16 protein-coding genes are annotated in these 12,750 nt (G+C 58.9%); 10 read left to right on the forward strand and 6 right to left on the reverse strand.

Annotation, left to right across the window (positions count from 1 at the left end):
* A partial coding sequence (locus AC1DV9_RS07200) for a hypothetical protein (RefSeq protein ID WP_477946968.1) occupies positions 1 to 232 on the forward strand: 232 nt, incomplete at its 5' end.
* Between the two features lie 459 nt (positions 233 to 691).
* Here the strand turns inward: AC1DV9_RS07200 and AC1DV9_RS07205 are convergent.
* Together AC1DV9_RS07205 and AC1DV9_RS07210 are read right to left on the reverse strand one after the other, a co-directional pair.
* Positions 692 to 1,759 (reverse strand): hypothetical protein, encoded by a 1,068-nt coding sequence (locus tag AC1DV9_RS07205; RefSeq protein ID WP_477946970.1) that lies wholly within the window; start codon positions 1,757 to 1,759, stop codon positions 692 to 694.
* Positions 1,760 to 1,849: 90 nt separating this feature from the next.
* Positions 1,850 to 2,443 (reverse strand): Arc family DNA-binding protein, encoded by a 594-nt coding sequence (locus tag AC1DV9_RS07210; protein WP_477946971.1) that lies wholly within the window; start codon positions 2,441 to 2,443, stop codon positions 1,850 to 1,852.
* A 90-nt stretch (positions 2,444 to 2,533) separates the two neighbouring features.
* Here AC1DV9_RS07210 and AC1DV9_RS07215 point away from each other — a divergent pair, with 90 nt between their 5' ends.
* From AC1DV9_RS07215 to AC1DV9_RS07240, 6 genes are all read left to right on the forward strand, one after another.
* Positions 2,534 to 2,674: an Arc family DNA-binding protein gene (locus AC1DV9_RS07215; RefSeq protein WP_477946973.1), complete on the forward strand. Its 141-nt coding sequence runs from the start codon at positions 2,534 to 2,536 to the stop codon at positions 2,672 to 2,674.
* A gap of 69 nt (positions 2,675 to 2,743) precedes the next feature.
* Positions 2,744 to 3,016: a hypothetical protein gene (locus tag AC1DV9_RS07220; protein ID WP_477946975.1), complete on the forward strand. Its 273-nt coding sequence runs from the start codon at positions 2,744 to 2,746 to the stop codon at positions 3,014 to 3,016.
* Positions 2,985 to 3,356, forward strand: coding sequence for a hypothetical protein (locus AC1DV9_RS07225; protein WP_477946977.1), 372 nt, complete (start codon positions 2,985 to 2,987; stop codon positions 3,354 to 3,356). The genes AC1DV9_RS07220 and AC1DV9_RS07225 overlap by 32 nt, the downstream gene beginning before the upstream one ends.
* A gap of 59 nt (positions 3,357 to 3,415) precedes the next feature.
* Positions 3,416 to 4,192 carry a tyrosine-type recombinase/integrase gene (locus tag AC1DV9_RS07230; RefSeq protein WP_477946978.1) on the forward strand — a complete coding sequence of 259 codons (777 nt, stop codon included), beginning with the start codon at positions 3,416 to 3,418 and terminating at the stop codon, positions 4,190 to 4,192.
* A gap of 265 nt (positions 4,193 to 4,457) precedes the next feature.
* Positions 4,458 to 4,625 (forward strand): Thivi_2564 family membrane protein, encoded by a 168-nt coding sequence (locus AC1DV9_RS07235; RefSeq protein ID WP_112387546.1) that lies wholly within the window; start codon positions 4,458 to 4,460, stop codon positions 4,623 to 4,625.
* Positions 4,626 to 4,852: 227 nt separating this feature from the next.
* On the forward strand, positions 4,853 to 5,095 hold the full coding sequence (locus AC1DV9_RS07240) for a DUF982 domain-containing protein (protein WP_112387545.1): 243 nt from the start codon (positions 4,853 to 4,855) through the stop codon (positions 5,093 to 5,095).
* Between the two features lie 252 nt (positions 5,096 to 5,347).
* Here AC1DV9_RS07240 and AC1DV9_RS07245 read toward each other — a convergent pair whose 3' ends face one another.
* Positions 5,348 to 5,614, reverse strand: coding sequence for a hypothetical protein (locus AC1DV9_RS07245; protein ID WP_477946979.1), 267 nt, complete (start codon positions 5,612 to 5,614; stop codon positions 5,348 to 5,350).
* 162 nt (positions 5,615 to 5,776) lie between these two features.
* Here AC1DV9_RS07245 and AC1DV9_RS07250 point away from each other — a divergent pair, with 162 nt between their 5' ends.
* The 3 genes from AC1DV9_RS07250 (at position 5,777) to AC1DV9_RS07260 (ending at position 8,437) form a co-directional block, all read left to right on the forward strand.
* Complete coding sequence (locus AC1DV9_RS07250; protein WP_162698714.1) at positions 5,777 to 5,914, forward strand: hypothetical protein; 138 nt, start codon at positions 5,777 to 5,779, stop codon at positions 5,912 to 5,914.
* Between the two features lie 135 nt (positions 5,915 to 6,049).
* Positions 6,050 to 6,283 carry a hypothetical protein gene (locus tag AC1DV9_RS07255; RefSeq protein WP_477947494.1) on the forward strand — a complete coding sequence of 78 codons (234 nt, stop codon included), beginning with the start codon at positions 6,050 to 6,052 and terminating at the stop codon, positions 6,281 to 6,283.
* Positions 6,284 to 6,376: 93 nt separating this feature from the next.
* Entirely contained in the window at positions 6,377 to 8,437 is a 2,061-nt protein-coding gene (locus AC1DV9_RS07260; RefSeq protein ID WP_477946980.1) for an ATP-dependent helicase, read from the forward strand.
* On the opposite strand, the gene AC1DV9_RS07265 is transcribed toward AC1DV9_RS07260, so the two are convergent.
* The 3 genes from AC1DV9_RS07265 to galE all read right to left on the reverse strand — a co-directional run bounded on the left by AC1DV9_RS07265 (position 8,434) and on the right by galE (position 12,674).
* A complete protein-coding gene (locus AC1DV9_RS07265) occupies positions 8,434 to 9,492 on the reverse strand; it encodes an enoyl-CoA hydratase/isomerase family protein (protein WP_477946982.1) in 1,059 nt (352 codons plus the stop codon). The two genes, AC1DV9_RS07260 and AC1DV9_RS07265, sit on opposite strands and share 4 nt — an antisense overlap.
* Before the next feature lie 62 nt (positions 9,493 to 9,554).
* Positions 9,555 to 11,528, reverse strand: a complete 1,974-nt coding sequence (locus AC1DV9_RS07270) for a putative bifunctional diguanylate cyclase/phosphodiesterase (protein ID WP_477946984.1) — start codon at positions 11,526 to 11,528, stop codon at positions 9,555 to 9,557.
* A 111-nt stretch (positions 11,529 to 11,639) separates the two neighbouring features.
* The gene (galE, locus tag AC1DV9_RS07275) at positions 11,640 to 12,674 is read right to left on the reverse strand and encodes a UDP-glucose 4-epimerase GalE (protein ID WP_477946986.1); all 1,035 of its coding nucleotides are present in this window, start codon (positions 12,672 to 12,674) and stop codon (positions 11,640 to 11,642) included.
* Between the last annotated feature and the right edge of the window lie 76 nt (positions 12,675 to 12,750).

The raw sequence follows: 12,750 nt of genomic DNA on the forward strand, positions 1-12,750 counted from the left end.
CAACGCCATCCGGCGGATGATGTTTAAAAGTCCCATGTGGATCACTCCGTTGCCCCCGCCGCTCGCCGCATTGGGGGAAGGTTCACATGGCTCAATTCTCAATGGAAATTATGCGCCTAACCGGCTCAGTTCTGCGTGGAAACCAACACGGGGCGGCAACCCCGGCCTTTTTCGTATCATCCTGTCACACCTGCGACAGAACACCCCGAATATGAGGGTGATGCGAAACTGAAATCAATCCGCAAATTTGTGGAAGCTGTGGACCGCAAGATATTCCCAACGTATTGGGACTAGGCCGTTTTTCGTTTTCCACAGCAAAATATTGTTGAAAATCAGCCTGTTACTGCGGCGGCGTTAAGACATTGTTAATGCTGTATTTTGTGCGGGAAAAGTGCGGGATTGCAAGGTTCGAGCAACGTAAGTCGTCGCGCACCGCAAGGAATCACAAAGAATATCGACCACGATTCGGGTTGAAATTGCCAGCCGATCGCTTTCACTAGGCGAGCTCGCCACGTTTCCCCGGATCGTTTCTCACCATAGCTCGCAATAATCGCTCCGATGACTCGTCTTCGACATAGATCTGATCGCTTTCAGCCGACCTAGCGCGGCTCATCTCTTGCTCAGACGCAGGCAACTCAAACACCCTTGATACGAGCCGCCTCGCGAGCCGCCTTGATGTCGATCGACTGGGCTACTCCGTCAAATCAAATGCCGCAAGATCACTTGGCCTGGTCATTGTGTAACTGTTTCGCCACCATTGTGGCTTGTCGACTTCCTGCAGCTTTGCCAGCCAGGCCTCCAAATCTTGCCCGGTCGGCGGGGTGCCCTTCACATAATAGCAATTCAGCATCTCCAACTCCGCCGTTGGCGCGCCGATAAATCGCGTCCCACTGAAGTCACAAAGCTCAATTTTTGAGGTGGCGAATGTCTTGGCAGAAAATTTATCGAAACTGCAATGCGATATCGAGCACTTATAGTAGTAATCGCGTTCCAAGAGGGACGCGTACTTGCAGTTCACATCGATGAACCGGGCGAAGTCATCAATATTCTTCAAAGTAAAATTGCTTATCTTACCTCCGACGTACTTGTGTGACGCAAAGCCTCTTGCTCCCTCCCACTCATAATTGGGATCATCGGACTCAAAAACTGCTTCGATTTCGGATTGAAGACCGATGTGAAGCCCTTTTGCCAACGTCCGGCGAGCTGCAAGACAGGCATTTCGCAAGCTCTTAGTGCGAACATGGCGCAGGTAAAAGTCTGCCAGAAGGTTCATCGCTTGCAATGAAAACTTCCGTCGTTCATCGAGTATGAGGATCTCAAGGGTCGCTATTCCGCCCAACGCCTGCGCTTCACGTTCCTTATCGCCCAGCATTTTCGCACCCTCTTGAAGGAGCTTAGCTAGGTTAGCCTCGTCGTTGGCATCGTTGTTTCTGATCTGTTGGCTGACCTGAAGCCGCTGCTGCTCAAGCTGCTGGCGCTGTTGTTCAAGTTGCTGGGTATTTAGGACACCTCGCCAAGCCACGGTAAAGAACGTGACCAGCGCTAAGAGCGCTCCGCCGAATGGTGTGAAGGCCTGGGCCTTTTGAACCATGGATGCATTATCGCCTGAATCGATCACCCACAGAGCGGCAATTGAAGCTACGATGACGGCTATGATCATTGACGACAAGGCAAGAGCAAACCACGTTTCGTGGGTGATTGCTGGACCCTCGCTGATCCGATTTCTCACCTTCTCTTCGTTCTTACCCAAATCCGTCACTTTCGAGCACCTTGATAGACGCAATCCCGTCGATTGCGATAGTTGGAGGGTTTTTGCTGGTGCAAAGGGGGTGTGAGGGGCGAGTGCAGGTCAGGCCTTCTTTTTCGCTGGCGTCTTGGATTGCCCCGCTTTCTTTACTGCTGGCGGCGGAGTTTCGATCTTGCTCCAGTCCCAACGTTCGCCCTCGGCGGCTTCGCGCCTCACCAGGCCGTAGCCGTAGCGAGAGGCGATCGAACGCACCTTGTCGAGCAGCGCCTCGTCATATCCGTCGTCACCGGGCTTTGGAAACGTCTCCGGATCTGGCGATACCACGTCATCGTCATCGCCATTTGCCGGCAGCAGTTCGACCTGGCGGCGTCCGTCGTCGAGGTGGTGAATCTCGGCGATCGACATACCCCGCAGCGCCCTCACCTCGTCGAGGATGGTGCCGAGCGTGCTCATGATCGAGACGCCGGGTGTCGGGTGCGACCTCAGGTGATCGCCATACGAGAGCCCATAGTCCCCCTCACTCGGTTCGGGTGCTTCGGCATGCCGCGACAGATGCTCGTCATAATCGAGCGTATCCTGAAGACGCTTCAGGATCTCTGCGTTGATAGACCTGTGTCCGGCATTCGCCGCAGCCTCGATGCGAGCCTTAAGCGTTTCAGGAATGCGCAGTCTGAAATGAGGATCTTCTCGGGCCATGACGCACCTATGACGCACAATCACCTTGACATCAATGCCTCACCGTGCGCTATATCTGATAGACGCACGGTGCGTCACGGAGGAATTCTTATGACATCTCGCACTGCCGAACGCCTCCTGATCCGATTTTCGGAGGGGCTCAAGGCACGGATCAAGGAAGAGGCAGAAAAGAACCACAGGTCGATGAATGCGTCCAACTTGAGCGCGCACTATTTGATCCACTCGAAATGAAAAAGGGAGAAGCGGCTTAGGACCCGCGTCTCCCTTTGAGATCAACATTCTGTCTAGGAGAATGCCGAAATGCGCAAACAGATTAACGCCAATGCCAATTTAGATGCAAGCGGTATCGATAAGGGCATTGTGATTGACAGCATCGACGACATGCATACCGCTCGAAGCTACATCCACGCGATTCAGCTGATGGCAAACGGGCTAAGCATGACGCCGGACCCGAAAGAAGACGCCAACGCGTTTCTGCTGGTCTCGATCCAGGCGATGGATTTCACGCTCAAGGCCTTGAACACTCTGCAGGAGGAAGTGAATGGCGCTCTCGAAGCTTCACACCATGGATAGCGTTGCCGAGGCACTGCATGTGTCCAAGCGCACGCTTCAGGACATAATCAAGGACAAGCCCTTCTACCGGCAGGTGGGAAGGCGCAAGGTGTTTACAGACGCTGATTATCAAGCGCTGGTGGAGTCTCTTTCATGCCACTCAAACTCATCCCGCCAGGCCGGCACGGAAGCCCTAACTTCTACATCCGCGGCACCATCCGAGGCGTCACTGTTGACGAAACTACAGGCACTGACGACCGGAAAAGGGCGGAAGAAATCCGCATCCGCAGGGAAAGCGAGATCCTCGACCGTCGTATCCATGGCATCCGAAAGACAGCGACGTTTCTTGAAGCCAGCGTGATGTATCTCGATGCTGGCAACTCTGCCCGATACGTCGATAGGGTAGCCAAGCATTTTGGAATGACGCCGCTTGCCGATATCGACCAGATCGCGATCGACCAGGCGGCGGCCAAGCTCTATCCGAAGGCGGGACCCGCAACCCGCAACCGGCAAGTTTACACGCCGATTTCGGCGATCATGCATTTCGCCGCAAGTCGCAAGATGTGCGAGCGGCCTCTCATTGAGCGACCGAAACAGCCGAAAGGTCGCATTCGCTGGCTGACCAAGGAAGAAGCCGACAAGCTCGTCCAGAATTGTTCTCCGCACCTCAAGCCGCTAGTCATGTTCTTGTTGCTGACGGGCGCCCGAATGTCGGAAGCGCTCTATCTAAACTGGCGCGACGTCGATCTCAGCCGCGCCCACGTCCAGTTCATTGATACGAAGAACGGCACCGACCGAGGCGTTAGCCTTCATCCTTCTCTCGTCGTCGCTCTCGCCAATATCAAACATCGCGACGGCGCCGTCTTCCGTCGGCCAGATGGACAGCCTTACGAGGTGAAAGGGGATGACGAAGGCGGTGGTCAGATCAAGACCGCATTCAAGGGCGCCTGTCGCCGCGCCGGCATTGTGAACTTTACGCCTCACGATTGCAGGCACACCTGGGCGACGTGGCACTACGCCGCCAACCGCGACTTGCTGGCGCTCCAGAAGCTCGGCGGCTGGAAGACGGAGAAGATGGTGCTGCGCTACGCGCATGTGAACGTCTCCAATCTGGCGGACACGATCAATGCTATCTCTTGGGGGAAATCCGGGGGTGGCAAAAGCGTAAAGCAGAAAAGAACAAGGAAAACAGCATGATGCAGAGCGATAAACGCGACCTTGGTAAGGGTGAGGTCGGTGGTTCAATCCCACTCGGCAGCACCAGTTTTTCTTCAGTTAATTCACGCCCCCCGCTTACGCCGATCCCGCACGGTCACCTGGAATGTGCCGTCGCCAACATGAATGGCGGTACCGCTCCAACAGAGCAATTTATCAAGTTTCAGACCTCCCCCTTTTCTTTGACTTGTTGCCCCATAGTTAAATCCCTGTCGCCGAAAGGCTTTTTGGATAGGAGTGGGGATAAATGGGTGCTTCGATACTGATCGGTATTCTGATCACGTTTCTCGTCATCATTCTCGTATTGTACTTGGTTCAACGCCTGCCGATCGATGGCCGCACACGGCAGATCGTGCAGATTATCGTGATCATCATCGGTATCGTGTCGCTACTGAAATACCTAGCTGTCTTCTAGGATCCGGGGGCCCGGCTTTTGCCGGGCCACAATTCCCGCACGGAGCAAGGCCACACGTTCGCCCTCGGCATCTCCTCCAATGTGAGATGGCCGATCTGGCCAAGTTCAGTTCAAATCCCCCATTGCGACCAATGAATAACCCGCTAATATACTCTCAGCACGAGCCTTTCGGGAGGAACACGAGGGGCGTTGTGCGCGTTTGGCGTAAACACTGGAGGAATACGCCTATGGCAACTGACAGATGGGATAGTCCGGTCAAGGTCGGCTTCGAGGATACCGATGCCCGTACCGTCAACGGTCCGTTCGATGCATTGAAGTGCCTTGCCGATCTCTGGCCCGCGGCGCGCGGTCTGCGCTATCTGAAAGCCCGCAGCACCTGCCGTGCAGCACTCGATGGCCGCAAGACGGCGGAAGAGGCGCGGCTGGAGTTTGTGGCGGCGGCCGAAGAGGCGAAGCTCAGGCTTCACTGACCAGCGGCGGCTTCAGCGGGAAACAGCGACCCTGACGGCTGCGTGCCGGAACGGGACGGCTGTTTATTTTCATTTAACCAACGGTGAAGGACGGGCTGGATAGCCCAAGTATTGACGTTGCGTGCCGGCGCAGGCCAACAATAAAACATCCGCAGCCATCATGATGATGGTCAGAGGCTCGTCACCCTCTGCTTATGCAGACGAGCCTCGAACAGAGATAATTTGCGGAAATACTTCGGGTATTTCACGCTTTCAGCAGCCGGTATCGCTCTGGCTTTCGACTTCCACATAGCCGACGCCCATGATCGTGCCATCAGGTGCGCGGATGAAGGACGGCATGTAATGCGCCTCGGCCGGCTGGCAGGCGACGGTGCTGGTATATTCGTTGAGCGCGATCTGATCCTGCGGCAGAGCCGAGTAATAATCGACATCGGTTTCCAGAGAGGCGGCTGCGGGAATGGCAAATGCGGCGGAGGCAATGAAAAGGGCTGGAACCCCCATACGGATAAACGTCCTCATGACTCTCTCCAGCGTTGAAATCCGCCCAATCAACCCTTGAAGGGCGGCTTTGGTTCCCCGCTTTTCTTCGCACGATTTCACGCGCACTTGCCGGAACTTTTCGGGCAGCCGGTCTGTTCAATAGGGTTGAGAACAACGTGGCCGGACGAAGTAGAATTAATCATGAAAACACTGATGCTGATCATCGTCGCGCTCATGGTGGCATCCGTTCTCAGTATTCTCGTCATCAAGCCCTTCGAGCAGGGCGGCAGCAACGATGACACGCCGCCGAAAACGATCCAGCAGCCGGAGCCGAAGTAACGCGCCGCCCTTCCCCCGCGCAAATTTCGAAGCTCTCTACTTGGCGAAGCGGATCTTTGGCGCATATCAATGAAGGGGTCGAAGGGGGCAACTCTCATGTTCAAGGTCATCGTTCCGGTTTTCACCGCCGCCGCCATGCTGGTGGCCTGCGGCGCTGCCGATAGTGGCGCCGGGCCGACGCCTATCCCCGGCAGCCTCACCTATGGCGGCCCTGCCCGCTCCAAGCTGACGAAATCGCCGCCCGGCAGCTATGTCTATAACAGCTTCTACAATTCCAGCGGTCAGAAGGTGCAGGAGACCTATATCCTGCAGCCGGACAGGACGCTGAAGCTGACGCGCCAGGAAGTGGTTTCCGACTTCGTCTACTGACGCGCGCTTGACAGGAATCACTATCAAGAACATTCAAGGAACGTCTTATTTGTCCGTGCCGCTCTGCCGCGCGGGCGCCAACCGGACGGCTGGATGTATCTCGAGAAGCTCAACCCGCAACAGCGCATGGCCGTGGAGCATGGAACCCTCACCGAGGGGAGCCATGTCGCGGGACCGCTGCTGGTCATTGCCGGCGCCGGTTCCGGCAAGACCAACACGCTGGCGCACCGTGTCGCGCATCTGATCGTCAAAGGCGCCGATCCGCGCCGCATCCTGCTGATGACCTTCTCGCGCCGGGCGGCCTCCGAGATGGCGCGGCGCGTCGAGCGCATTTGCGCCGAAGTGCTCGGCGCCAATTCCGGCATCATGGCCGATGCGCTCGCCTGGAGCGGCACGTTTCACGGTATCGGCGCGCGGCTGTTGCGCGACTATGCCGATCAGATCGGTGTCGATCCGGCCTTCACCATCCACGACCGGGAAGACAGCGCCGATCTGATGAACATCATCCGGCACGATCTCGGCTTCTCGAAGACCGAGAACCGATTCCCGACCAAGGGGACGTGCCTGGCGATCTATTCGCGGGTGGTCAATTCGGAGGGTGAGCTGCCACTGGTGCTGCGCGATGCCTTTCCCTGGTGCGCCACCTGGGAGAACCAGCTGCGCGATCTCTTCGGCGCCTATGTCGAGGCCAAGCAGGCGCAGAACGTGCTCGATTACGACGACCTGCTGCTCTACTGGGCGCAGATGGTGGCAGAGCCAATGATCGCCGAGGATATCGGCAGCCGCTTCGACCATGTTCTGGTCGACGAGTATCAGGACACCAACCGGCTGCAATCCTCCATTCTGCTGGCGCTGAAGCCGGGCGGACAGGGACTGACCGTCGTCGGCGACGATGCGCAGTCGATCTATTCCTTCCGCGCCTCGACGGTACGCAACATTCTCGACTTCCCGGCTTCGTTTACGCCTGCCGCCAATATCGTCACGCTCGACCGCAATTACCGCTCGACGCAGCCGATCCTGGCGGCCGCCAATGCCGTCATCGACCTTGCCTCTGAGCGTTTCACCAAGAACCTCTGGACGGAGCGGCAATCGGCCGAGCGGCCGCGCCTGGTGACCGTTCGCGACGAGGCCGATCAGGCGCGCTTCGTCGCTGACAAGGTGCTGGAGAACCGCGAGGAAGGCGTCAAGCTGAAGAGCCAGGCGGTGCTGTTTCGCGCCTCGCATCACAGCGGCGCGCTGGAGGTGGAACTCACCCGGCGCAACATTCCCTTCGTCAAGTTCGGCGGGCTGAAGTTTTTGGATAGCGCGCATGTCAAGGACATGCTGGCGGCATTGCGCTTTGCGCTCAATCCGCGCGACCGCGTAGCCGGTTTCCGGCTGATGCAGATCCTGCCGGGCGTCGGCCCCTCGACGGCGCAAAAGACGCTTGATCACATGGCCGCCGATCCGAGCCCGATCCAGGCGCTTGCCGAACTGGCCGCACCGCCGCGCTCGGGCAACGATTGGACGGCTTTCGTGTCCGTCATGCAGGAGCTGAAGACTGGCAAGGCCGGCTGGCCGGCCGAGATCGGGCTGGTGCGCGAATGGTATCAGCCGCATCTGGAACGGCTGCACGAGGATGCCTCGACGCGTCAAGCCGACCTGCTGCAGCTCGAGCAGATTGCAGCGGGTTATCCTTCCCGCGAGCGCTTCCTGACGGAACTGACGCTCGATCCGCCGGATGCGACCAGCGACCAGGCCGGCGTGCCGCTGCTCGACGAGGATTACCTGATCCTTTCCACCATCCATTCGGCCAAGGGGCAGGAATGGACCAAGGTGTTCATGCTGAACGTCGTGGATGGCTGCATACCATCCGATCTGGCAGTCGGCAGCAGTGCGGAGATCGAGGAAGAACGGCGGCTGCTTTACGTCGCGATGACGCGGGCCAAGGACAATCTCGATCTCGTCGTGCCGCAGCGCTTCTTCACCCACGGACAGAATGCGCAGGGTGACCGGCATGTCTATGCCTCCCGCACCCGCTTCATCCCGGCAACGCTGCTGCAATTCTTCGAGGTCTGCGGTTGGCAGCAAGCGAAGGCCGAAACGGCGGCCAGCCAGCAGGCGCGCCAGGTGCGGATCGATGTCGGCGCACGCATGCGCGGCATGTGGCGCTAAAGGGCCAAGGGCTCGACGCGGCCGAAAAACGGCGCGAGGGCTTCAGGGCCGACCGCCGAGACATCCGCCGGTTTCCATTTCGGATTGCGATCCTTGTCGATGACGGCGGCGCGGACGCCCTCATAGAAGTCGGGCGTCTTCAGGATCTGCATGCAGGCAGCCAGTTCCCGGTTCAGACATTCTGCCAGGCTGGCGCTCGCCCTGCCCGCCCGCAGCAGACGCAGCGTCAGCTTCAGGCTGGTCGGCGAGCGTTTGGCGATGACGGTGCGCGTCTCGGCGGCGAAGGCTCCATCCTCTGCCTCCAGTGCCGCCAGAATGTCCTCGACGCTGTCGAAGCGGAAAGCGCGGTCGATGATCGCCCGGTTGTGCTCCAGATGGCCGGCATGGGGATGATTGGCGAGATGTTTCAGCATGGCATCGACGGTGGTCGACGACGATCCGACTGGCATGCGGGCCAGCGCATCGATCATCTCGGGCAAGCGGGCGGAGGCAATCTTGACGTCGGCAAGCCCGGCATAGAGCGCGTCCGTGGCATTCATTTCCAGGCCGGTCAGCCCTGCCCAGGTGCCGGTTTCGCCGGGCATGCGCGGCAGCAGCCAGGTGGCGCCGACATCCGGAAAATAGCCGATCCCGGTTTCCGGCATGGCAAGCCGCGTGCGCTCGGTTACAACCCGGTGGCGGCCATGCGCCGAAAGACCGACGCCGCCGCCCATGGTGATACCGTCCATGACCGCGATGTAGGGCTTGGTGAAATTGGCGATGCGATGGTTGAGCGCGAATTCCTCACGCCAGAAGGTTTCAGCCTCCTCTGAGCCCGCAAGGCCGCTCTGGTGGAGAGCGCGGATATCGCCGCCGGCGCAGAAGCCGCGCTCGCCCTCTCCTGTGACGACGATGCTTGCAACGGCAGGATCGGCTTCGAACTCGTCGAGCGCCGCGTCCAGCATGCGCACCATGGTCAGCGTCAGGCTATTCAGCGCCTTGGGACGGTTGAGGCGGATGATGCCCGCGCTGCCGCGCCGTTCGATGAAGACTTCCCGGTCGGATGTTTTGTGCATGGTCACCGCGCCTTTGTTGATCAGATATCAATAGACAGGCGCGGCACTTCGTTCCAGTGGGATCAGTAAGGCAGCATCGCGTGTAGAGGTTCCTGGCCGATCATCAGGCCGTCGCGCTGCAGCGCATAGTCGATCGCCGCATCGAGCTTCAGCGGTCGCGAGAAATGGTAGCCCTGCGCCAGCCGCACGCCCATCGCCCGAAGACCGTCGGCAACCTCTTCGCTCTCCACGCCTTCGGCAACCGATGCGATGCCGAGGTTCTGGCAGAGATTGGCGACGGAGCGGGTGATGTTCATCGAACGGATATCGCGATCGAAATTCATCACGAAGGCCTTGTCGATCTTCAGCTTGTCGAAGGCGAGACGATGGATGTGGCTGAGGCTGGAGAAGCCGGTGCCGAAATCGTCGAGCGCGATCGATATACCGGCGGCGCGCAGGACGCCGATCACCTGGTCGGCCGTGTCGAAATCGGAAAGCAGCGCGGTCTCGGTGATCTCGAACTCGATACGCTTGGGATCGACGCCGGAGCGATGGATCATGGCCAGGAGAGCCATCGACGTCTCGTGGTCGCAGATATCGCGGGCCGAAAGGTTGAACGACAGGCGCAGATGCTCGGGGATCTGCTTCAGCGCGTCGAGCGCCTGACCGAACAGCACGCGGGTCATCCGGCCGATGACAGCCGTGCGCTCGGCGGCTGGAATGAAGGCATCCGGGCTGATGCGGCCGAAGCGGGCACTGTCCCAGCGCGCCAAGGCCTCGTAGCCGACGACGCGGCCGCTCTTGAGCTCGATGATCGGCTGGTATTCAAGCGACAGCTCGCTGGCGAAATCGTTGGCCTGCAGTTCGAGCTCGATCAGGTAGCGCTGGGTCAGTATCTTCTCATGTTCAGCCGAGAAGAATTCGACGCCGCCGCGGCGCTTGCTCTTCACCTGATAGAGCGCGAAGTCGGCCTTCTCGTAGAGATCTTCGGCGGAGAGATCGCCACCCTCGGGATAGACAATGCCACAGGATCCGGAGACGCGCACCGAACCGTCGGGAATTTCGAAGGCTTCGTGAACGGAGGAGCAGAGAGCCTGGCCGAGATCGGCGGTGGCCCTGCGGCTGATACCTTGTGGAAAGATGATACCGAACTCATCGCCGCCGAGACGGGAAACCACAGCCTCGCTGCCGGCAAGCGCGGTGAAGCGGCGCGCGGTTTCCTTGAGCACGAGATCGCCCGCCGAATGGCCGAAGATATCGTTGACGGGCTTGAAGCCGTCGAGGTCGATGATGCCCATAACCGGCGGCTCCTTTGGCTGCTCTTGCAGAATGCGCTCCAGCGACAGGAAGAAGCTGCGGCGATTGGCAAGGCCGGTCAATTGATCCTGAAGTGCGTTGCGGCTGTTGACGAGGTTCAGCTCATGGGCTTCGGCCTGCTTCTTCTCCAGCTCCTCGGTCATCTGCACGAGACCGGCGAAATTCTGGAAATAGCTGTTGATCACCCGCAGGAACGGAAGGATCAGGAACAGACCGCTGACGGCGGTGGCGATAAAAACAGGATTTCCTGACGACAGGAAGGTCAGCACCATGGCCGTGAAGGTGATGACCGTGGTGATCATCGCCGCGACCGGCAGGTGCATGAGACAGAAGACGCAGGAGATTCCCGTTACAACGAGGAAGTAGGCGATCTGGCCCTGCTGATAGGCATTGCCGTAGCTGTAGAGCGCGACGGCCCAGGCGCCGAAGGCGATGGTGAGGATGCAGGAGCCGGCGATCGTCACGCGCATCACCTTGTAGGCGCGTTCAGGCGTGACGTTTTCCTTGCCGTTGATCTCCCACCAGCAGAGGCGGAACAGGCAGGCGACACTGAGGCCGGTCGGGATATAGAGCGACAGCCAGAGCGGCGCGGTCTTGATGTGGGTGATCGCGACAGCCAACGAATTGATGATCAGCAGGACATAGAGAATCGGGATCTGTGTCGACAGAGCCTGAAACTGTGCCATCAAGAACTTCGGGTTGTCTTTTTGCAGCCGTAGCGAAGCGATGAAGCTTTTCATTGTCCCTTTTCCCTTGGCCATAAAACAGCCAGAGAAAGCTTGATTTTTTCTTATTTACGCCGGAGCTAGCCCTCTATCCTCAGACAGATGGTAAACATCATGTTAGCGCGATCAGAACGATGCGGCGGCGAGTTCGCGGTAGATGCCCTGAAGATCGCCGACGCGGCGCTGGGTCAGTTCCAATTCCCAATCAAGCGCGCTGCGAACGATAGTTTCCAGCGAGTCATGCTTCGGAACCCAGTCGAGCAGGCGTCGCGCCAGCGTTGCATCGGCAACGACGCTGGCGGAATCGCCCGGGCGGCGTGGCGCCATGTGAATCTTAAACGAGTGGCCGTGGACGCGGGTGACCATGTTCAGCACATCGAGAACGGAATAGCCCGAGCCGTAACCGCAATTGGCGACCAACGAACCCTTGCCCTTGCGCAGGTGCTGTAGCGCCTTCAGGTGCGCCTCGGCGAGATCGGTCACGTGGATGTAGTCGCGCACACCGGTGCCATCATGCGTTGGATAGTCGATGCCATAGACGGCGACGCTGTCGCGCTTGCCAAGAGCCGCTTCGCAGGCGACTTTGATCAGATGCGTCGCGCCATTGGTGGACTGGCCGGCGCGACCCTCGGGATCGGCGCCCGCAACGTTGAAATAGCGAAGGGCCACGTAGTCGAAGTCATAGGCTGCAGCCGCATCGCGCAGCATGAACTCGGTCATCAGCTTCGACTGGCCGTAGGGATTTTCCGGATTGAGGCTGGCGGTCTCCTTGACCGGATCGGAACTCGGCTGCGGTCCATAGACAGCAGCGGTCGATGAGAAGACGAAATGGCGTACGCCGGCTTCGATAGACGCGCTGAGCAACGCGCGCGTCTTGCCGGAATTGTTATCGTAATAGGAGAGCGGATCTGAAACCGACACCGGTACGACGGCCGAACCGGCGAAATGGATGATCGCCTCGATGTCGTTTTCGATGAAGATCGTCCGCAGAATATCGGGATCGGCAACATCGCCGAGATAGAAGCGGGCCGCAGGCGCAACCGCCCAGCGGAAGCCGGTCGATAGGCGATCGAGCACGACCACCTCTTCACCCGCCTCAAGCAGTGTCCAGACCATATGGCTGCCGATATAGCCAGCGCCGCCCGTCACCAAGATTGCCATGTCCCGCATTCCCTGTTTTGTCGCACAGGGGCATCAGACGGATTTTACCTTTCGGATTCTCTTATCAAAGGCCCGT

Source organism: Rhizobium sp. 01L410, assembly GCF_056400165.1.

Coding starts and splice junctions, on each gene's coding strand:
- AC1DV9_RS07265 (WP_477946982.1), bottom strand. CDS start 9,492: ATGCACAAAACATCCGACCGGGAAGTCTTCATCGAACGGCGCGGCAGC.
- AC1DV9_RS07230 (WP_477946978.1), top strand. CDS start 3,416: ATGACGCCGCTTGCCGATATCGACCAGATCGCGATCGACCAGGCGGCG.
- AC1DV9_RS07215 (WP_477946973.1), top strand. CDS start 2,534: ATGACATCTCGCACTGCCGAACGCCTCCTGATCCGATTTTCGGAGGGG.
- AC1DV9_RS07260 (WP_477946980.1), top strand. CDS start 6,377: ATGTATCTCGAGAAGCTCAACCCGCAACAGCGCATGGCCGTGGAGCAT.
- AC1DV9_RS07250 (WP_162698714.1), top strand. CDS start 5,777: ATGAAAACACTGATGCTGATCATCGTCGCGCTCATGGTGGCATCCGTT.
- AC1DV9_RS07240 (WP_112387545.1), top strand. CDS start 4,853: ATGGCAACTGACAGATGGGATAGTCCGGTCAAGGTCGGCTTCGAGGAT.
- galE (WP_477946986.1), bottom strand. CDS start 12,674: ATGGCAATCTTGGTGACGGGCGGCGCTGGCTATATCGGCAGCCATATG.
- AC1DV9_RS07235 (WP_112387546.1), top strand. CDS start 4,458: ATGGGTGCTTCGATACTGATCGGTATTCTGATCACGTTTCTCGTCATC.
- AC1DV9_RS07210 (WP_477946971.1), bottom strand. CDS start 2,443: ATGGCCCGAGAAGATCCTCATTTCAGACTGCGCATTCCTGAAACGCTT.
- AC1DV9_RS07220 (WP_477946975.1), top strand. CDS start 2,744: ATGCGCAAACAGATTAACGCCAATGCCAATTTAGATGCAAGCGGTATC.
- AC1DV9_RS07225 (WP_477946977.1), top strand. CDS start 2,985: ATGGCGCTCTCGAAGCTTCACACCATGGATAGCGTTGCCGAGGCACTG.
- AC1DV9_RS07245 (WP_477946979.1), bottom strand. CDS start 5,614: ATGAGGACGTTTATCCGTATGGGGGTTCCAGCCCTTTTCATTGCCTCC.
- AC1DV9_RS07270 (WP_477946984.1), bottom strand. CDS start 11,528: ATGAAAAGCTTCATCGCTTCGCTACGGCTGCAAAAAGACAACCCGAAG.
- AC1DV9_RS07255 (WP_477947494.1), top strand. CDS start 6,050: ATGCTGGTGGCCTGCGGCGCTGCCGATAGTGGCGCCGGGCCGACGCCT.